The organism is Achromobacter sp. Root83 (assembly GCF_001428845.1).
In the GTDB taxonomy this organism is placed as follows: domain Bacteria; phylum Pseudomonadota; class Gammaproteobacteria; order Burkholderiales; family Burkholderiaceae_B; genus Achromobacter.
This window is the reverse complement of record NZ_LMIU01000023.1, coordinates 372,277-391,143: the sequence shown is the minus strand read 5'-3', so window position 1 is coordinate 391,143 and position 18,867 is coordinate 372,277. Positions and strand designations below refer to the sequence as shown.

Below are 18,867 nucleotides of genomic sequence, written 5' to 3'. Positions count from 1 at the left end.
GCCCCGCGGCGCCGGACGCCGCGCCGTTCAGTCCACCCGCACCCGCGGGTCCCCTGCCGTCATCTCGCCGATCACCGCCGCCTGGCCGAAACCCTGGCCGTGGAAGATCTCCAGCACGGCATCGGCCGCCTCCGGCGCGCACGACACCAACAGGCCGCCCGAGGTCTGTGGGTCGGTCAGCAGCGCGCGATGCATATCGGAAACGCCCGCCCCCAGACCCACGGATTCGCCATACGACGCCCAGTTGCGGCCCGATGCGCCGGTGATGACGCCATCCGCCGCGAAGGCTTGCACGCCCGGCAGCCAGGGCAGCGCCTCCAGCCGCAGGCGGGCCGTCAGCTTCGCGCCCCGCGCCATCTCCAGCGCATGGCCCAGCAGGCCGAAGCCCGTCACGTCGGTGATGGCATGCACGCCATCCAGCGCGGCCAGCGCCGGCCCCGGCCGATTCAGGCGGGTCGTGGTGTCGATCATGACGCGGTAACCGGCATCGTCCAGCCGGTTCTTCTTCAACGCCGCCGACAGGATGCCCACGCCCAGCCCCTTGCCCAGGATCAGCACGTCGCCCGCGCGCGCATCGGCATTGCGCTTGACCTTCGCCGGATGCACCAGCCCCATCGCCGCCAGGCCATAGATGGGCTCGACGGAATCGATGCTGTGCCCGCCCGCCACCGGAATGCCCGCATCCGCGCATACCGATTCGCCGCCCCGCAGGATATCGGCGATGACACTGTGCGGCAGCACATTGATCGGCATGCCGACGATGGCCAGCGCCATGATGGGCGTGCCGCCCATGGCATACACATCCGACAGCGCATTCGTCGCCGCGATGCGGCCGAAATCGAACGGATCATCGACGATGGGCATGAAGAAGTCCGTGGTGGCGATAAGCGCCTGCTCGTCATTGAGCCGGTACACCGCCGCATCGTCGGCCGTCTCCGTTCCCACCATCAGGTTCGGATAGCTGGCCGCGGGCCCGAAGCGCGCCAGCAGCGCCGACAGCACGCCGGGCGCGATCTTGCACCCGCAGCCTCCGCCATGGGAAAGCGAGGTCAAGCGCGGCACATCCGCGGACGCAACATCCTGGGTCATCTCAGTCTCCGTTGATCAGTCGAAAAAGGATAGCACCGCCCCTGGAAATCGCCCTATGATGAATCGCAGCATGCAGCAACGGACGGCCGCCCGGCTCCGGGCGCACCGACAGCCACTCTTCACCGTGCGTGGGGGCTTCATGGACCGCCGACACTTTCTCCGTTTCTCGAGCGCCCTGTGCGCCGCCACCGCCGCGCTGCCCTACGCCGCGCGCGCCCAGCAAGCGCCCGTCACCACCGTCACCACGGCATGGCGCGCCTTCGAACTGACCACCGCGGTCGACGTCAAGGATCCCGGCGCCCACACGCGCATCTGGATCCCGGTGCCCTACGCCACCGGCACGCCTTACCAGCGCGGCGTACACAACACCTGGCAGGTCAGCAGCGGCGGAACCGCGCAATTGCTGCAGGCACCGGGCTACGGCGTCCAGATGCTGGCCGTGCAATGGCCGGACGCGCAGGCGCCGCGCAACGTCACGCTGACCAGCCGCTTCCAGACCCGCAACCGCCGCGTCGACCTGACCCAGCCTCCGCCCGCCGACGCCCAGATCGAAAGCCCCGCGGCCCTGCGCGAATTCCTCAAGCCCACCGCGCTGCTGCCCACCGACGGCATCGTCAAGACCACCGCCGACCAGATCACCCGTGGCCACCAGGGCGACCTGGCCCGCGCCCGCGCCATCTACGAATGGGTCGTTGCAAACACCTGCCGCACCGCCTCCACCCGCGGCTGCGGCGTCGGCGACGTCCGCTACATGCTCACGGCCAACGACCTGAACGGCAAATGCGCCGACATCAACGCCCTGTTCGTCGCGCTGGCCCGGGCCGCCGGCATCCCCGCGCGCGACGCCTACGGCCTGCGCGTGGCCAACTCCGAACTGGGCTACAAGAGCCTCGGCAAGGCCGGCGACGTCACAAAGGCCCAACACTGCCGCGCCGAGTTCTACGCCGCCGGCTACGGCTGGATCCCCGTCGACCCCGCCGACGTGCGCAAAGTCATGCTCGAAGAGCCGCCCGGCGACCTGCCCCTGACCGACGCCAAGGTGCGCGCCGCGCGCGTCATGCTGTTCGGCGCCTGGGAAATGAACTGGGTCGCCTACAACCACGGCCACGACATCGCCCTGCCCGGCACCGCGCACGGCCCCGTGCCCTTCCTGATGTACCCCAACGGTGAAACCTCGGACGGCCGCCTCGACAGCCTGGACCCCGACGGCTTCAGCTACCGCATCAGCGCCAAACCCATTCCCATCTGATCCCCTCCGCGCCCGGACACGCCTTGATCAGCCGCCGCCGCCTCCTGCAATCCGGCCTGTCGCTGGCGGCCCTGCCCCTCTGGGCCCGGGCCGCCGGCGACTCCGCCCTGAAAACCGCCACCGGCTCCGACTGGGCCCCCTGGACCGCCCCTACTCCTCCGCTGATCCTGCCTGACCTCTCCGGCCGCGAACAGAAGCTCTCGGCCTGGCGAGGCAATGTCGTCATCGTCAGCTTCTGGGCCACCTGGTGCGACCCCTGCCGCGACGAAATCCCCATCATGTCCACCATGGCCAAGCGCCACCGCGAAGAGGGGCTGCGCCTCATCGCCGTGAACGTCGGCGAATCCCCGGCCAAGATCTCCGCCTTCCTGAAAAAATGGCCCGTCTCCGGCACGGTCCTGCACGACCGCAACAGCACCGCATCGAAGAAGTGGGAAGCAATAGGACTGCCCGCCAACTACCTGGTGGACCGCGTTGGCACCGTCAGGTACTGGCATCTGGGCGAACTGGACTGGAAGTCGAACTCGGTGGCCGGCGTGGTGACGCGCATGCTGCGTGCATAAAGCCGTCTCAATGCTACGCGCCAGAAGCGTCTTAGTACCGCGGCCCGGGACGCACGCATACCAACGCCCTCGACCATCAGCCGCCCGATCAGACACCGCCGGAGCCTGTGGCTTCGGGGGCTGCGAGTGTGGGCCGTTTAGATGCGCCCGAGGGAATCCGAAGGGAGCCGAAGGCGGACGAGGATGACAACGGGGAAGTCCGGAGCGAAGGCTCCGGACCGCAATCGGAGGCCCACACTCGCAGCCCCCGAAGCCGCAGGCGGCAAAAGAACTCGCGCCAAGCAAGCATCCCGGAAGAATCCGGCGGAAGGCAGCAGGAGTCGAACCTACCTGGGAACGTCTGACGCCCCCAACCGGGTTTGAAGCCCGGCCGTGCCACCGGGCACGAATGCCTTCCATGGCGGAGCGCCTATGATACCGGCTCGCTAGTCCCCGGCGCCGCCGCATAAGCGCTATCCGCGCGCAGCACATGCGTATCCCGCACCCGCCGCGTAAACCCCACCCGGTCAAAGAACTCCAACACCTGGATCGCCCGCTTGCGCCCCAGCCCCGTCGCATCCCGGAACGCCGCCGCATTCAAGCCTTCCGGCCGCGCCGCCAGCTCCGCCGCCAGCCCCGCCATCGCCCGCACCTGATCCCGGTGATAGAACAGATCCTTCACCACCTGCGCCACCTCCCCCCGCCGCAACAGCTTGCGCAGCAACTGCCGCACCCCGTCTTCCGGCTCGCCCTGCATCCGCGCCAGATCCCGCACCCACGGCGGATCGAACGCCCCCTGCGCCAGCAGCGGCAACAAACGCGCCGCCAGCGCAGCCTCGGCCTCCGCCAATGCCGACGTATGCGCCGGCAGATGCAGCCACGGACCATTGCGCATGATCCGCCCATCGCGCTGAAGATCATCCAGCACCGACACCCACAGCGCATCCGGTCCCACTGGCATCGCCATCCGGCGCAAGCGCGCGCTGTCCGGACCGGGCTCGTCGGGCGCTGCCTCGTGGAATGCCGCCAACGCCTGCACCACGCGCACCCGCAACGCATCCCACTGCGTGCCCAGGAACAGCGTGCGCGACGCCTGCGCATTGCGCGGCTCCACCCACAACGCCCCAGGAGGCGCCTCGATCTCACGCACCGGCATCCCGGTCAGCCGCTGCAAGGCCGCCTCGTCCAGGCCCAGCGGCGCGTGCTCCAGCACCGGGCCCAGCCCCGCGCCGTCCAGCATGTCCGCCAGCGCCTGCAAGCCCTGCAGCCGCGCCGCCGCGCGGCGCTTGCGGTCCGGCGCGTTCGGATCCAGCACCCGCCCCCCGCCCACCGTGCGCGTCGCCTGCGCGTTGCGCACAATGTAGCGGTCGCCCGGCATCGCGCATATCGGATCATCGAACACCAGTTGCACCCAGCCCGACTGCCCCGGCGCCAGCGACTCCGCGCTGATCGGAACCACGTGCGCCACATGGCGCGCCGCGCCGATGTGCACATGCAGCGGCGCCCAGGCGCGCACCGGCGCATCCGCCGACGGCAGCAGCGTCAACGCCACATCCACATGCCGTGACGGCAGAAAGCAGCGCGCGTCCGCGATCCAGTCGCCGCGCGCGATCGCGCTCTTGTCGATGCCCGCCAGATTCAATGCGCAGCGCTGTCCTGCCACGCCCGTCTCGCTGGGCTGGTTCTGCGCATGAATGCCGCGCACCCGCACCCGCGTGCCCGCGGGCATCAACCTCAGGTCCGCCGTGTCGTCGCCCGCCCGGACCTGCCCCGCGTGCGCCGTGCCGGTGACCACCGTGCCGTGCCCCGCCAGCGTGAACGTGCGATCCACCGCCAGCCTGAACAGGCCCGTCGCGCCGCGCCGACCCCAGGCATGGGCCTGCGCCTGCTCGTGCAGATAGGATTTCAGCGCCGCCACGCCCGCATCGCCGTCCTGCGGTGCATTCGTGCCGAACACCGGCGCGCCTTCCAGGAACGTGCCCGCCGCCAGCGCCGCGATCTGGTCGCGCACCGCCGCCAGTTGCGCGGCATCGGCGCGGTCGGCCTTCGCCAGCGCCACCGCGCCCCGCGCCAGTCCCAGCAGGGAAAGAATGGCCAAGTGCTCGCGCGTCTGCGGCATGACGCCGTCGTCCGCCGCCACCACCAGCAATCCGAAATCGATGCCGCTGGCGCCGGCCGCCATCGTATGCACCAGTTTTTCGTGGCCGGGCACGTCGATGAAGCCCAGCACATCGCCATTGGCCAGCGGCGTGTACGCATAGCCCAGCTCGATGGAAATGCCGCGCGCCTTCTCTTCCTTGAGCCGGTCGGTATCCACACCGGTCAACGCGCGCACCAGCGTCGTCTTGCCGTGGTCGATATGGCCTGCGGTACCGACGATCATGCCAGCGGCTCCGCCAACTGTGCGGCGAACGCGGCTTCGTCGCGCGCTTCCAGGCAGCGCAGGTCCAGCCACAGGGCGTCGTCCGCGATGCGTCCGATGACGGGCACGGGCAGGCCGCGCAGCAAAGTCTCCAGCCTGGCCAGGTGGCGGCCAGGCCGTCCGCTGCCCGCGAAGCGCACCGCCAGTCCATAACTGGGCAACTGATCGGCCGGCAACGCGCCGCTGCCGATCTGGCTGAACATCGGCACGGCCTCCACCACGTAGTTCGGCCCGGCCGCATGCGCCAGCGCGCCGCGCAGCCGTTCGGCCTGGGGCAGGATGTCGCGCTGCGGACGCGTCAAGAGGCGCAGCGTGGTCAGCCGCTGGGCAAGGAACTCCGGCGCGCGGTAAAGGCCCAGCACCGGTTCCAGCGCCGCCAGCGTCAGCTTGCCGACGCGCAGCGCGCGCTTGAGCGGATTCTTCTTGATCTTGCGGATCAGGTCGGCCCGCCCCACCAGCAAGCCCGCCTGCGGGCCACCCAGCAGCTTGTCGCCGCTGAACGTGACCAGATCGGCGCCCGCCGCGATGGTCTCGCGCACCGTGTCTTCCTTGGGCAGTCCGTACTGCGTCAGGTCCACCAGCGTGCCGCTGCCCAGGTCCACCGTAGCCGGCAGGCCGCGCGCGTGCGCCAGCGCCGCCACCTCGGCCACGCCGACGCTCTTGGTGAAGCCGGTGACCGCATAGTTGCTGCAATGGACCTTCATCAGCATCGCGGTGCGGGGACCGATGGCGGTTTCGTAGTCGGCCGGGTGCGTGCGGTTGGTGGTGCCCACTTCCACGAGCCTGGCGCCCGCGCGCTTCATGATGTCCGGGATGCGGAACGCGCCGCCGATCTCGACCAGCTCGCCGCGCGACACCACCACTTCCCGGCGGTCCGCCAGAGCGTTGAGCATCAGCAGCACGGCGGCCGCGTTGTTGTTGACGACCGTGGCGGCCTCGGCGCCGGTCAGCTCGCACAGCAGATCGTCGATCAGATCATCGCGATCGCCACGGCCGCCGGTGTCCAGGTCGAATTCCAGGTTGGCCGGCGAACTCAGCGCGCGCAGCACTGACGCCACCGCCTCGTCGGGCAGCAAGGCGCGGCCCAGGTTGGTGTGCAGCACGGTGCCGGTCAGGTTGTGGACGGCGCGCAAGCGGGGTTCGGCCGCCTTGTCCAGCGCGGCTGCGGCGCGCGCCGCCACCGCCTCGGCATCCAGTTCCCGGCTCGGCAGCGTGCCTTCCAACGCGCGCCGCCGCAGGGCGTCCAGGTCCCGCCGCAATGCCGCGACCACCTGGGTGCGGCCATGGGTGTCGAGCACCGGGCGCAGCGCCTCTGCGTTCAACAGGCGGTCCAGCGAAGGAATGTCGGCCGCGGCGGCCGTGCCGGCACCGGACGGGTGATCTGCCATGCAAGGCCTCCTTGCCGTATGAGCGGCCCTAGTCTTCGGCGCCGTGCCACAGCAGCGGATTGCCGCTGGACCGGGAATATCCCGCTTCGCCGACCAGAACGTCCAGCATCAGGCTGGCCAGATCGTCCGCTACCGGCTCCACGTACAGATCCTTGTCCTGATAAAAGATCTTGCGGTAGGTATGGCAGTGGTCGCAGGTTTCCGCCTTGATGGCGGGCGAGCGGCCTTCGATGGCCTGGTACGCCACGTTTTCTACGTCTTCGCAATGCGAGCACTTCACCCGCACCATGTGCCACTGGGTCGAACAGAGACTGCAGCACAGGTAGCGGTAGCCTTCGTATTGCCCGCCCACGCGCACAATGCTGGCAACCGGCAGGCTCGCGCAGACCGGGCATACGCCAAACGGGCTGGCGACCGGCAGCTGCTTCGCGTCGAAGCGGCTGGCCAGATCCGTCCAGTAGACCTGCAGGGCCGCCATCACGAAGGGCGCGGCGGCGCTGTCCACGTCCTGATCCTGCTCGGACAGCACGGCGTCGGCCAGTTCTTCGAGCGAGTCCGGGTCCTCGTCCACCGCGCGGCGCAGCGCGGCGCAGACCTCGACGGCCTCGGCAGGCACGCCCGGGGCGCGCGACACGTCATCCACCAGTTGGATCAGGATGCGCCGCCACAAGGGGTCCCGCGGCCAGCCCACGGCCTGCAGGGGAGGCATGCCATGCGCCTGGGCTAGCGAAATCCGGTCTGCGCTTGCTTCGGGCGCCGTGCACGCTTGCAGGGCCTGCTGCTGGGCGTGGACCAGATGCGCCATCAGCAGCAGATAGTCGGAAACGGGATTGTCGGCCGCCAGTTGGCGCAGGCGGGCCGCGCGCGCGGCAAAGACAGATCCACGCTCCGGCAGGGTGACGCGGGGAATGGCGTTGTGGTCTAGCGCTTCGATTTCGCCGCGCGGAAGAATTCGCTGCAATTGCGTCTCCAGAGAAACAAACACGGCTGCGAGCCTCCAGGGGAGGATAGCAGCCGTGCGATCAAAACAGGTCAGCCCGATAAAAAAGGCGGCTCGGGAAATGGGCGCCCGCGCCCCGCGGGCCTACTTTTTCACCTGCTCCCGGAACCAGGCGCGATGGTGCTTCCATGCCCAGCCGGCGGTGACATAGCCCCGCAGCATTGCCGTCAACGAACCCTTCACCCAGATCGCCGCGTAAATATGCACAATGATCGCGCAAATCAGCACCAGCGCACAAACCGCATGCAGCACGGAGGCGGCGCGGACGACCCAGATCGGGAAATAGAACGCGAAGTACTCGCGCCAGATCACGATGCCGCTGACGAACAGGCCCAGCATGCACAGGATCAGCACATAGAACAGCAGCTTCTGGCCGGCGTTGTACTTGCCGACTTCGGGCAGCTTCTCTTCGCGGTTCTCGACCACGTCGTTGAGTTGCCTGAGCCATTGGCGATCCGCTTTGGTCATGAGATTGTGCCGCCACATGTGACCGGCGAACACGGCGAAGCACACGAACATCACCACGCCTATGAACGGATGCAGGATCCGCGTCCAGGGCCCGCCCCCGAACAGGTTGGCCAGCCAGTACATGGACGGATGAAACAGCGCCAGCCCGGACAGCGCCAGCAGGATGAACGTCAGGGCGATGATCCAGTGGTTGGTGCGCTCGCCCGGCGTATAGCGGCGGATGCGGCGATAGTGGCGGTCTTCAGTCATGGCGCACCTCCTCTTCGGCCCGGCGCTCGTCTTCCTCGGACACCTCGTTGCGGCCCACGCGGGCGTAGTGGAAGAAGCCCGCCAACGCGGTCAGCGCCATCATGGCCAGGCCCAGCGGCTTGGCCAGCCCCTTCCACACGGCCACCATGGGACTGATCCGCGGATCGGCCGGCAAACCGTGGTACAGCCCGGGCTGGTCGGCGTGATGCAGCACATACATGACGTGGGTGCCGCCCACGCCCGGCGGGTCGTACAGGCCCGCCTGCTCGAAGCCGCGCGACTTCAGGTCCACGACGCGTTCGGCGGCGTGCTGATGCATGTCGTCCTTGGTGCCGAAGACAATGGCGCCCGTGGGACAGGCCTTGACGCAGGCGGGCTCCAGGCCGACCGCCACACGGTCGGAGCACAGGGTGCACTTGTACGCCTTGTTGTCCTTCTTGGAGATGCGCGGCACGTCGAACGGACAGCCGGTGATGCAATAGCCGCAACCGATGCAGTTTTCTTCGTGGAAATCCACGATGCCGTTGGTGTACTGGACGATGGCGCCCGGCGAAGGGCAGGCTTTGAGGCAGCCCGGATCCTCGCAGTGCATGCAGCCGTCCTTGCGGATCAGCCACTCCAGGTCGCCGGCGGGGTTTTCGAATTCCGAGAAACGCATCACCGTCCACGAATGCTCGGTCAGGTCCGCCGGGTTGTCATAGACGCCCACGTTGAAGCCGATCTCGTCGCGCAGATCGTTCCATTCCATGCAGGCGCTCTGGCAGGCCTTGCAGCCGATGCACTTGGAGACGTCGATCAGCTTGGCCACCGAGCCGGTAACGGGTTCGCGGATGCCGGGCGGCGGCGTGGTCGTGGCGGAGCGCCGCCGGATGTCTAGGGATTGCATGGACATGTCGGTTCTCCTAGGCTCTTTCGACCTTCACCAGGAACGACTTGAATTCCGGAGTCTGGGAATTGCCGTCGCCCACGAATGGCGTCAGGGTATTGGTGAGGAAGCCGGGCCGGGCGATGCCCACGAAGCCCCAATGGATGGGGATCCCGACCTGATGCACCGTCTTGCCTTCGATGGTCAGCGCGCGCAGGCGCTTGGTGACCAGCGCCACCGCCTTAATGTAGCCGCGGTTGGACGACACCTTCACGCGCGAGCCGTTGGGGATGCCCAATTCCTGGGCCAGCGCCTCGCCGATCTCCACGAACTGCTCGGGCTGGAGAATGGCGTTGATGCGGACGTTCTTGGTCCAGTAGTGGAAGTGCTCGGTCAGGCGGTAGGTCGTGGCCACGTGGGGGAAATTTTCCACGGTGCCCATCGCGGCCAGGTCATCCTTGAAGATGCGCGCGGCCGGGTTGCTGGTGACGCCCTTGGCCTTTGGATGCAGCGGGTTGTAGCCCAGCGGGTTTTCGAAGGGTTCGTAGTGTTCCGGGAAAGGCCCTTCGGCCAGGCCCGCGCGCGCAAAGAAGCGCGCCACCCCTTCCGGGTTCATGATGAACGGGCCCATGCCGCCATCGGGATTTTCGTCGCCCTTGAAATCGGGGATATCCGCGCCCGTCCAGATCTTGCCGTTCCAGGAAATGACGCTGCGGCGCGGGTCGAATGGCTTGCCGGTCAGATCGCAGGATGCGCGGTTGTACAGGATGCGGCGGTTGGCCGGCCATGCCCAGGCCCAGTTCAGGGTCTGGCCGATGCCGGTGGGATCGCTGTTGTCGCGGCGCGCCATGAGATTGCCGCCCGGCCCCCAGGCGCCGGCAAAGATCCAGCAGCCGCTGGCGGTGGACCCGTCGTCGCGCAACTCGGCAAAGCCGGCGAGCTGCTCGCCGCCCCTGCGCATGACTTTCGCGGGGTCCTTGGGGTCGGCCAGATCCACCAGCGCCCTGCCGGTGTATTCCTTGGCCAGTTCCTCGGCGGTGGGGTTCTGCGGGTTGGCGTAGGGCCACGACAGGTTCACGATGGGATCGGGATACTTGCCGCCCTCGTCCTGGTACATCTTGCGCAGGCGCGTGTAGATGAGCGCCATGATTTCAATGTCGCTCTTGGCTTCGCCCGGAGGTTCCGCGCCCTTCCAGTGCCATTGCAGCCAGCGTCCGGAGTTCACGAGCGTGCCGTCTTCCTCGGCGAAGCAGGTGGTGGGCAGGCGGAAGACTTCGGTCTGGATCGCGGACGGATCCACGTCGTTGGCTTCGCCGGCGTTGCGCCAGAACTCGGAGGTCTCGGTGACCAGCGGGTCCATGATGACCAGGAACTTCAGTTTGGCGAACCCGTCGTTCAGCTTGGCCTTGTTGGGCGCCGCGGCCAGCGGGTTGAAGCCCTGCGCGATGTAGCCGTTCATCTTGCCCTGGACCATGAGCTCGTAGACCTGCAGCATGTCGTAGAGCTTATCCAGCTTGGGCAGGTAGTCGAACGCCCAGTTGTTTTGCGCCGTGGCCGCCTCGCCCCACCAGGACTTCATCAGGCTCACGTGGAACTTGTGGTAGTTCTGCCAGTAGCTGAGCTGGTTGGGCCGCAGCGGCTTCAACGTGCGCGAATCGATGTACTGGGCGTAGTCCTGCTCCGGTTCGTTGGGCAGCGTCAGGTAGCCGGGCAGCAGGTTCGACATCAGGCCCAGGTCGGTCAGGCCCTGGATGTTCGAGTGCCCGCGCAGCGCGTTCATGCCGCCGCCCGCGATGCCGATATTGCCCAGCAGCAACTGCACCATGGCGCCGGTGCGGATGATCTGCGACCCGATGGAATGCTGCGTCCAGCCCAGGGCATACAGGACCGTGGCCGCGCGGTTGGTGGTGGCCGTGGACGCCAGCATCTCGCACACCTTCAGGAACTTGTCCTTGGGCGTGCCGCAGACGCGTTCCACCATGTCTTCGGTGTAGCGCGAATAGTGTTTCTTCAGGAGCTGATAGACCGTCCGCGGGTGCTGCAGCGTCGCGTCCGTCTTGACGAAGCCGTCGTCGCCGCGCTCGTAGTCCCAGCTTTCCTTGTCGTAGCTGCGCTTCTCGGCGTTGTAGCCGGAGTACAGGCCCGCGTCGAAGGTGAAGTCCTCTCGGACGATGAAGGAAAAGTCGGTGTAGTTGCGCACGTACTCGTGCTGGATCTTGTCGTTGTCCAGCAGGTACTTGATGACGCCGCCCAGGAAGATGATGTCGGTGCCGGTCCGTATGGGCGCGTAGAAGTCCGCCACGGATGCCGAGCGCGTGAAGCGCGGATCCACGACGATCAGCTTCGCCTTGTTATGGGCTTTCGCTTCCGTGACCCATTTGAACCCGCACGGGTGGGCTTCGGCGGCATTGCCGCCCATGATCAAAACAATGTCCGCGTTCTTGATGTCGACCCAATGGTTCGTCATCGCTCCACGGCCAAACGTCGGGGCAAGACCTGCCACCGTCGGGCCATGTCAGACACGGGCTTGATTGTCGAACGCCAGCATCCCCATGCAGCGCACGGCCTTGTGCGTGATGTAGCCAACCTCGTTGCTGCTTGCCGAGGCCGCCAGCATGCCGGTGGTCAGCCACCGGTTGACCGTCTTGCCGTCCGCGGTCTTCTCGACGAAGTTCGCGTCGCGGTCGGCTTTCATGAGCTTGGTGATGCGGGTCAGGGCGTCGTCCCACGACATCCGCACCCATTTGTCCGACCCGGGCGCCCGGTATTCCGGGAACTTGAGGCGGTTGGGGCTGTGGATGAAGTCGATCAGGGCCGCGCCCTTCGGACAGAGGGTGCCGCGGTTGACGGGGTGGTCGGGGTCTCCCTCGATGTGCATGATGCTGGCGCGGGCGTTCTTGGAGCCATCGCCCAGACCGTACATCAGCAAGCCACAGGCGACCGAACAGTAGGGACAGGTGTTGCGCGTTTCAGTCATGCGCGCAAGCTTGAACTGGCGCACTTCGGCCATGGCCGTACCGGGGGCAGCCCCCAGCAAGGCCAGGCTGGAGCTTGCCAGCGTCGCACCGGTCACCTTGAAGAACTGGCGGCGATTCATGTTGACCATGAAGCACTCCTCTCCGGGTGTATGAAGGAAGCTGGCCCTGCCCGCAAGGAGAAAAGCCCTACGGCTTCCGAGGATCTGCAAACAAGTATATGCCCACAATGTGGCAGGTGCCATGGCCGGGGACCCAAGGTTTTTGTTCGGGGGACCGGGATTTGACGGCAAAATACGCGCTTTTCGCGGATTTTGGGCGGCCCCCGCGCGGTTACCATTGCTGGCGGCCTCGCGCGCCCGGCCTGCTCTGGCCGTGGACGCCCGCCGCCGGCTGTCCCCTCTTCCCCGCACGACCGTTGGAGCGCCGAATGCGCCGCTTTGCCCCTCTGGCCCTGTCCCTGTCGTTTGCCATCCTGGCCTGGACTGCATCCCCCGTCCTCCACGCGGCGCCGACCCCTGCCGCCGCCGCCACCGAAGCGGCCTATCAGGCGGCCGCCGAGGGGTATCTTTATTTCTACCCGCTGGTCACCATGGACCTGACGCGGCGCCAGTTCACCCATCCCGCGCAAGGAACGCAAGGCGCGCCAGCCAATACCTTCCTGCACGGGCGCGTCCTGCCCCAGGCAGGCGCCGCCGCGCCCTGGGCCAATCCGGACATGCTGCGCGGCGCCGCCTGGCTGGACCTGACGGCCGGGCCGGTGGTGCTGTCCGTGCCCGACACGCAGGGGCGGCTCTATACGCTGACGCTGCTGGACATGTGGACGGACGTGTTCGCCACGCTGGGCAAGCGCAGCACCGGCACGGCCAAGGGCAATACCGTGATCGTGCCGCCGGGCTGGACGGGCACCCTGCCTTCCGGCATGGCGCGCATCGACGCGCCGACCCCGCATGCCTGGGTGAAGACCCTGATCCAGACCGGCGGAGCCGCCGAGTATCCGGCCGTCAACGCGCTGCAGGACGGCTTCCTCCTGACGCCGCTGGCGCAATGGAACCTGCCGGCGCAGCCGCAGCGCGTGAAGTCGGACCCGAACCTGGATCTGAAGATCTCCGTGCGCGAGCAGGTGGACTCCATGCCCACCGATGCGTTCTTCACCTACGCCGCGGAGCTGCTGCGCAAGCACCCGCCGCATGCCACCGACCAGCCCGTGCTGGCCACGCTGAGGCGGGTCGGGCTGATTCCGGGCCGCGCGTTCGATTTCGCCAAGCTCGACCACTCCGCCAAGCAGGGCATGCGCCGCGGTATGCGCGCCGCGCGCGAACGCATGGAAGCCGCCGCGGGGAACTCCTTGCGCGGCGCGAACGGCTGGCAGCAGGAAACGGCCAGCATCGGCGTCTATGGCAATTCCTATCTGCGGCGCGCGCTGGCCGCCCAGGCGCAGCCGGGCGCGGGCCTGCCCGAAGACCTGTCGGTGCTATTGCTTGCCACCGACAGCCAGGGCGCTTTGCTGGACGGCGCGCACCGATACGCACTTCATTTCGAAAGTGGCCAGTTGCCGCCCGCGGATGCGCTGTGGTCGCTGGCGGTCTATGACGCCCAGGGCATGCCGGTGCCGAACCCGATCAATCGCCAGTCGCTGGGTGACCGCGATCCGCTGCGCTACAACGCCGACGGTTCGCTGGACGTGATCTTCAGCCACGCCGCGCCCGAGCCCGAGGACCAGCCCAACTGGCTGCCCATTCCGCCTTCCGGACCGGTGGGCGTGCTGTTGCGCGTGTACACGCCGGGCCCGGCCGTGCTCGATGGCTTGTGGACGCCGCCCGCGGTCGTCCGGGACCAGCCGGAGGCGGCCGCCGCCCCGGGCACGCTGGCCGAGACGCCGGTGAACGAGGCTCGGGATGCGGGAGCGGCTGCCACAGGATCGCCCGCCGCGGGAGCGCCCTCTGCCCCTGCGGTCGCGGCTCCAGCCGGCCGTGCGGCCGCCGCCGCCAAGAAACCCTGAACAGCGCCAGGAAGTCGGCGCCATGACAGGCGCCAGCCGCTACCATAGGCGTTCTATTCACGAACGAGCCGCCCGCCATGGACGACGCCTTTAGCCACCAATTGTCGATGACCATCCTGATGACGCCAGACATGGCGAACTTTTCAGGAAACGTACACGGTGGAACTATCCTCAAATACCTGGACCAGGTGGCCTACGCCTGTGCCAGCCGGTACGCCGGCGAATATGTCGTCACCCTATCCGTCGACCAGGTCGTGTTCCGCGAACCGATCCACGTGGGCGAGCTGGTCACGTTTCTGGCCGCGGTGAACTACACGGGCCGCACGTCGATGGAAATCGGCATCAAGGTGGTCACCGAGGACATCCGCAAGAAGCTGGTGCGCCATACCAATAGCTGCTATTTCACGATGGTTGCGGTGGACCAGCAGGGCGCCCCCACCGCGGTGCCGCCGCTGGAACCCCGCACGCTCGAAGAAAAGCAACGCTTCAAGGCGGCCGGACTGCGCCGCGAACTGCGCCAGGACATGGAACGCCGGCACGGCGACATCAAGCGCGAAACCACGCACGACGCGCCGGGCGCCTGAAGCCCGCGCGGCCGCCAGAATGCAAAACCGGGTCTTCGCGGACCCGGTTTTTTTTCATGCGCGTTCCACGCCCGCGGGCGGGCCGGGCGGCGCGGCGGCACGATCGCGGTCGCGGCCCGCCAGGCGCTTGACGCCGAGCCATTGCTGCGACCAGAAGCCCCGCCCGTAGTCGCGTCCGCCCAATTCCGCCTGCTGGTCGTGGATGCCGGTGGGGCCGTAGCCCACGCCAAAGCGGGCGGTGCGGAACAGCACGTCCCAGATGGGAAACAGGGCTGCGAAGTTGTAGCCGCCGGCGGGGCCGGGCGACGAGGCGTCGTAGGCGATGGAATGGTGATGCCGGTGAAAGCGCGGACTGACCAGCAGGCGTTCGCCCAGCGCGCCGAAGTGCATGCGCAGATTGGCGTGCGAGAAGCTCTGCGCCAGTTGGGTGATGGCCACCACCACCACGAACTGCGCCGGCGGCACGCCGACCAGCTGCGACACGAACACGACAAGCACATCGCGCAGCATGTCGTCCAGCAAATGGTTGCGGTCGTCGCTCCAGATGGTCATCTGGCGCTGGCTGTGATGCACGGCATGCAGCGCCCAGAGCCAGCCATAACGGTGCTGCGCGCGATGATAGAAGTAGTCCACCGCGTCGAACAGCAGCAGGTAGATGATCAGGCTGACCCAGGCCTTGTCCGTCACGCCCGGCCAGTATTGGTCGAGCTGGAACGGCGCGAAGCCCCAGATATGCAACTGGCCGAAGATGCTGTCCCAGAACGGATCGATGGTGAAGAACAGCACCAGCCGGAACGCGCCCAGCCGGTGGATCAGCGTGTACAGCACGTCAATGCCGATCTGGCGGCGGTCCGTGACGGGTTCCACGGGCCGCAGGCGCTGCAAGGGGCCGAACACCAGCACCAGCACCGCGACCTGCAGCAGGCCGACCAGCAGCCACATCGTGGCGTCGTAGCCGTCCTCGATGAAGTTGCTCATGCCCAGGTGGAACAGCGCGGGCTGAATCGCCGTCTCGAAAAGCCATTGCTGGCAATTCCCGAAGAATTGGCTAAGCGTATCCATGATCAATGATGCGTGGCGATCCAGTCGCGGTAGGCCGGATGGGTGTTCAAGGTAGCGAAACAATAGCCCTTGCGCTGCAGGCCGACAATCAGGGGCTCCAGCACGGCGGGCGCCCAGGGGTCCTGGCGCGACCAGATGCCCAGATGGGCAAGCAGGATGTCGCCTGGCTTGATGGTGCGCAGCGCCTGGTCCAGCAGTTTGGCGTTGGGGTATTTACCGCTGGGCAGTTCGTCGCCCAGAAAGCCCGCGGGCGCCCAGCCCACGTGCTCGAAACCGCAGGCCTTGGCCGCCTTCAGCAAGGCGGGCGACGTCTTGCCGCCCGGCGCGCGATAAAGCGGCAGCATGTTCTGGCCCGTCATCTGGTGAAAACGGGTGACGGACCGCTTGATCTCGGCGCAATACTGTTCGGCAGTCCATTCGGCGCGCTTGCCGGCGTCCGGACCGGCGCTGGGCTTGACGCGGAACCCGCCGCCCGGCAGATCGCCCTGCCAATAGACATGATCGTAAGTGTGCGACCCAAAGGCATGGCCTTCGGCCGCGCGCGCCTTCCACCAGGGCGCCCACACATCGTCCAGGCTGGAGCCTTCGGTCAGCGTGCGCTCGTTGGCCAGGAAGAAGGTGACCTTGACGTGGTGGCGGGCCAGCACATCGGCGATCAGCGGGGCCACGCCCATATGGCCGGTGTCGAACGTCAGATAGACAGGCTTGTCGCACGTGCCCGGCGCGGAAGCCGCGCCGACCGCCGACGTTGCGAGCGCCAGACACAGCGCCCCAGCCAGGCGCCGCTTCGCCATCACGAACCCTCGCAAGAACAGCCGCCCCGCCGCCGGGCCGCCCCAAGACGGGGCAGCCCCCTCGGGGGGCAGCAAGCCCGCGCCAGCGGGCGCGGCGTGGGGGCACACCACCTTGGGGCCCACCACCTTGGGGCCCACCACCTGGCCCACCCTACCTCGTTGGTGCATGGTTCAGTGTCCAGACGCCGTGGGGCGACTTGCCCACGGTCACCTGATTGACCACCTTCTTCTGCTCCAGGTCGACCACGGTGAGCTTGCGCGCCCAGCGCGAGGTGACCAGCAGCGTCTTGCCGTCGGCCAGCACGTCCATGCAGTCGGGGCCGCCCGGCACCGGGAAGGTGTCGACGACAGTCAGCGTCTGCAGGTCGATGCGGCTGATGGAGTTGGCGGTGCGGTTGCTGACGAACAGGTGGCGGTGGTCGCCTTGCGCGCGGAAGGCGTGAGCGCCCGCGGCGGTCGGGATGCGCTTGACCAGCTTGGCGGGGCCGTTGCTGACGTCGTAGGCCTCCACGAACGAATCGCCGGTCAGCGCCACCAGCAGGGTCTTCTGGTCGGGCGTCAAAAACACGTCGGCGGGCGTCTTGCCCACCGGCACCGTCCACTTCGGCGTCTGCGTGGCCAGGTCGATGGCGATCAGTTGATCGCTGTCCTGCAGCGACACGTAGGCCGTCGTGCTGTGCTTGTCGATCATGATGTGGCTGGGCGTCTTGCCCGCCGGGATGCGCTTGACCAGTTTCAGGTCGAAGCCGGTTTCCAGCGGCTTCCAGGCATAGATGTCGATGTGATCCAGGCGGTTGGCCGCCGTGACGAACCACTTCATGTCCGGAGAGAACTGCAATTGGTAGGGATCGACGATGCCGGTCAGCGTGCGCTGCACGTCGCCGGTCTTGGGATCCATCAGGGTGATCGAGTCGCCGGTGGCGTTGGCCACCATGAGCGACTTTTCATCGGGCGTGAGATACAGGTGATGCGGCTCTTTGCCGGTCGGCACGCGCCGCAGTTCCTTGTAGGTGGCCGGATCGATGATGCTGACGTTTGCGTCCAGGGAATTCAGGACAAAGATCGGGGCTGACGCCGCCGCTGCGCTAAGCGCCATCCCTACGCCGAACACGGCGCAGCGGACAAAATGCATGGGGTTCAATTTGAAGATCCGGCAAGGGGGAATCGGGCAGGGTCCCGGTGCTCGCCATTTTATGCACAGGCGCCTGACAAAAGGGTCACAAGCCCGCCTTTGGAGACAAACGCACACGCCTGTTGCGACCCCGCAACAGGCGTGTGCGGGCCACGCGATTTGGCCCCTAAAAAATCATTTGGCGCCCGCGGGTTGCCCGCTGGCTTGCACCCAATTTTCCGGCCGCAAATCGTGTTCGCGCAGGGCCGCCGCGCGCGCCGCGGACGACGGGCCCAGGTCGCTTTCCAGCACCTCGCCTTCGGGCCCGATGACGAAGGTTCCTATGCCGGTCTGGCCGTAGCGGGCAGGCCAGGCAACGATGCGGTAGGAATTATCCTGTCCGCCCGGAAGCACCTTGTAGCGATAGCCATAAAAGGCATCGTCCAGCGGCACATCCGGGCCCATCGCCAACGCGTCCGCGCCAAAGGCCTGTGGCGGCGCGTCGGGCAGCTCGGGCCAATAGAGGCCGTCGCGCTCGCCCGGGCGGCTGACCAAGCGGGCCGCGTAGCGGCCCTGGCCCACACCCTGCTTGTAACGGGTCTGCGCGGCCTGCAGTTCCTGCAGGGTTTCGATGGCGGTCAGTTCGTTGCGGTCGATGGCGCGGCGGCGGATTTCCGCCTTCCCCGCGGCCGGATCGAAGCGCCATCCCTGTCCGGCGCGCACGATCGGCACCGGCAGCGTCCATCCCGAGTCGCCGACGGCCACCCATGAGCGGCTGCCGTCGGCCACGATGTCGTGCTTGCGGACCCAGGCCGCGAGATATTTGTAGATGTCGTCCTGCGCCACACCGCCTGGCACGATCTGCCGGTGATTCGGCCCCAATACCTTGGCCAGCGCATCGACGTCATTCGTGGCCAGCGCATCGGTGAAGGCTTGGGCCGCCGCCTGCGCGCTGGGGTAGAGGCTTTGCGCCATGACGGGGGCAGTCAGCCCCAGGACCAGCACCGACGCGGCGCCCAGCGCGCGCAAACGAGCAATCGTCATAAGGACTCCGTGTTCCATGGTGC

Annotated in this window: 15 protein-coding genes and 1 tRNA gene; 4 read left to right on the top strand and 12 right to left on the bottom strand. The window is 67.4% G+C overall.

Annotated features, from left to right (window positions below; translation table 11 throughout):
• Nucleotides 1–27: 27 nt before the first annotated feature.
• A complete protein-coding gene (gene selD / locus ASE30_RS21380) occupies nucleotides 28–1,089 on the bottom strand; it encodes a selenide, water dikinase SelD (protein ID WP_057286277.1) in 1,062 nt (353 codons plus the stop codon).
• A gap of 139 nt (nucleotides 1,090–1,228) precedes the next feature.
• Here selD and ASE30_RS21375 point away from each other — a divergent pair, with 139 nt between their 5' ends.
• Together ASE30_RS21375 and ASE30_RS21370 are read left to right on the top strand one after the other, a co-directional pair.
• On the top strand, nucleotides 1,229–2,338 hold the full coding sequence (locus ASE30_RS21375) for a transglutaminase-like domain-containing protein (RefSeq protein WP_057286328.1): 1,110 nt from the start codon (nucleotides 1,229–1,231) through the stop codon (nucleotides 2,336–2,338).
• Nucleotides 2,339–2,361: 23 nt separating this feature from the next.
• The gene (locus tag ASE30_RS21370) at nucleotides 2,362–2,901 is read left to right on the top strand and encodes a TlpA disulfide reductase family protein (RefSeq protein WP_057286276.1); all 540 of its coding nucleotides are present in this window, start codon (nucleotides 2,362–2,364) and stop codon (nucleotides 2,899–2,901) included.
• A gap of 304 nt (nucleotides 2,902–3,205) precedes the next feature.
• On the opposite strand, the gene ASE30_RS21365 is transcribed toward ASE30_RS21370, so the two are convergent.
• The 7 genes from ASE30_RS21365 to fdnG all read right to left on the bottom strand — a co-directional run bounded on the left by ASE30_RS21365 (nucleotide 3,206) and on the right by fdnG (nucleotide 12,378).
• Nucleotides 3,206–3,298 (bottom strand) — tRNA-Sec (locus tag ASE30_RS21365).
• Nucleotides 3,299–3,310: 12 nt separating this feature from the next.
• Complete coding sequence (gene selB / locus ASE30_RS21360) at nucleotides 3,311–5,263, bottom strand: selenocysteine-specific translation elongation factor (protein ID WP_057286275.1); 1,953 nt, start codon at nucleotides 5,261–5,263, stop codon at nucleotides 3,311–3,313.
• Complete coding sequence (gene selA, locus ASE30_RS21355) at nucleotides 5,260–6,690, bottom strand: L-seryl-tRNA(Sec) selenium transferase (protein ID WP_057286274.1); 1,431 nt, start codon at nucleotides 6,688–6,690, stop codon at nucleotides 5,260–5,262. The genes selB and selA overlap by 4 nt, the downstream gene beginning before the upstream one ends.
• A gap of 28 nt (nucleotides 6,691–6,718) precedes the next feature.
• Nucleotides 6,719–7,651, bottom strand: coding sequence for a formate dehydrogenase accessory protein FdhE (gene fdhE, locus ASE30_RS21350; protein WP_057286273.1), 933 nt, complete (start codon nucleotides 7,649–7,651; stop codon nucleotides 6,719–6,721).
• Between the two features lie 123 nt (nucleotides 7,652–7,774).
• Nucleotides 7,775–8,407 carry a formate dehydrogenase subunit gamma gene (locus ASE30_RS21345; protein WP_057286272.1) on the bottom strand — a complete coding sequence of 211 codons (633 nt, stop codon included), beginning with the start codon at nucleotides 8,405–8,407 and terminating at the stop codon, nucleotides 7,775–7,777.
• Nucleotides 8,400–9,299, bottom strand: coding sequence for a formate dehydrogenase subunit beta (gene fdxH, locus ASE30_RS21340; protein WP_057286271.1), 900 nt, complete (start codon nucleotides 9,297–9,299; stop codon nucleotides 8,400–8,402). Before fdxH ends, ASE30_RS21345 begins: the two co-directional genes overlap by 8 nt.
• A gap of 10 nt (nucleotides 9,300–9,309) precedes the next feature.
• On the bottom strand, nucleotides 9,310–12,378 hold the full coding sequence (gene fdnG, locus ASE30_RS21335; protein ID WP_156407725.1) for a formate dehydrogenase-N subunit alpha: 3,069 nt from the start codon (nucleotides 12,376–12,378) through the stop codon (nucleotides 9,310–9,312).
• A gap of 299 nt (nucleotides 12,379–12,677) precedes the next feature.
• On the opposite strand from fdnG, the gene ASE30_RS21325 reads away from it, so the two are divergent.
• Together ASE30_RS21325 and ASE30_RS21320 are read left to right on the top strand one after the other, a co-directional pair.
• Nucleotides 12,678–14,249, top strand: coding sequence for a DUF1254 domain-containing protein (locus tag ASE30_RS21325; protein WP_057286268.1), 1,572 nt, complete (start codon nucleotides 12,678–12,680; stop codon nucleotides 14,247–14,249).
• A gap of 77 nt (nucleotides 14,250–14,326) precedes the next feature.
• Complete coding sequence (locus ASE30_RS21320; RefSeq protein ID WP_057286267.1) at nucleotides 14,327–14,833, top strand: acyl-CoA thioesterase; 507 nt, start codon at nucleotides 14,327–14,329, stop codon at nucleotides 14,831–14,833.
• Nucleotides 14,834–14,887: 54 nt separating this feature from the next.
• Here ASE30_RS21320 and ASE30_RS21315 read toward each other — a convergent pair whose 3' ends face one another.
• From ASE30_RS21315 to ASE30_RS21300, 4 genes are all read right to left on the bottom strand, one after another.
• A complete protein-coding gene (locus ASE30_RS21315; RefSeq protein WP_057286266.1) occupies nucleotides 14,888–15,895 on the bottom strand; it encodes a sterol desaturase family protein in 1,008 nt (335 codons plus the stop codon).
• A gap of 2 nt (nucleotides 15,896–15,897) precedes the next feature.
• On the bottom strand, nucleotides 15,898–16,674 hold the full coding sequence (locus tag ASE30_RS21310) for a polysaccharide deacetylase family protein (protein ID WP_369819349.1): 777 nt from the start codon (nucleotides 16,672–16,674) through the stop codon (nucleotides 15,898–15,900).
• Between the two features lie 166 nt (nucleotides 16,675–16,840).
• On the bottom strand, nucleotides 16,841–17,821 hold the full coding sequence (locus ASE30_RS21305) for a beta-propeller fold lactonase family protein (protein WP_057286265.1): 981 nt from the start codon (nucleotides 17,819–17,821) through the stop codon (nucleotides 16,841–16,843).
• Between the two features lie 174 nt (nucleotides 17,822–17,995).
• A complete protein-coding gene (locus ASE30_RS21300) occupies nucleotides 17,996–18,844 on the bottom strand; it encodes a DUF2950 family protein (protein WP_082601666.1) in 849 nt (282 codons plus the stop codon).
• Nucleotides 18,845–18,867: the final 23 nt, after the last annotated feature.

Bases quoted from the DNA above. Each gene is read 5' to 3' on its own strand.
- selD (WP_057286277.1), bottom strand. From the start codon at position 1,089: ATGACCCAGGATGTTGCGTCCGCGGATGTGCCGCGCTTGACCTCGCTT.
- ASE30_RS21375 (WP_057286328.1), top strand. From the start codon at position 1,229: ATGGACCGCCGACACTTTCTCCGTTTCTCGAGCGCCCTGTGCGCCGCC.
- selB (WP_057286275.1), bottom strand. From the start codon at position 5,263: ATGATCGTCGGTACCGCAGGCCATATCGACCACGGCAAGACGACGCTG.
- selA (WP_057286274.1), bottom strand. From the start codon at position 6,690: ATGGCAGATCACCCGTCCGGTGCCGGCACGGCCGCCGCGGCCGACATT.
- ASE30_RS21345 (WP_057286272.1), bottom strand. From the start codon at position 8,407: ATGACTGAAGACCGCCACTATCGCCGCATCCGCCGCTATACGCCGGGC.
- fdxH (WP_057286271.1), bottom strand. From the start codon at position 9,299: ATGTCCATGCAATCCCTAGACATCCGGCGGCGCTCCGCCACGACCACG.
- ASE30_RS21325 (WP_057286268.1), top strand. From the start codon at position 12,678: ATGCGCCGCTTTGCCCCTCTGGCCCTGTCCCTGTCGTTTGCCATCCTG.
- ASE30_RS21320 (WP_057286267.1), top strand. From the start codon at position 14,327: ATGGACGACGCCTTTAGCCACCAATTGTCGATGACCATCCTGATGACG.
- ASE30_RS21315 (WP_057286266.1), bottom strand. From the start codon at position 15,895: ATGGATACGCTTAGCCAATTCTTCGGGAATTGCCAGCAATGGCTTTTC.
- ASE30_RS21305 (WP_057286265.1), bottom strand. From the start codon at position 17,821: ATGCATTTTGTCCGCTGCGCCGTGTTCGGCGTAGGGATGGCGCTTAGC.
- ASE30_RS21300 (WP_082601666.1), bottom strand. From the start codon at position 18,844: ATGACGATTGCTCGTTTGCGCGCGCTGGGCGCCGCGTCGGTGCTGGTC.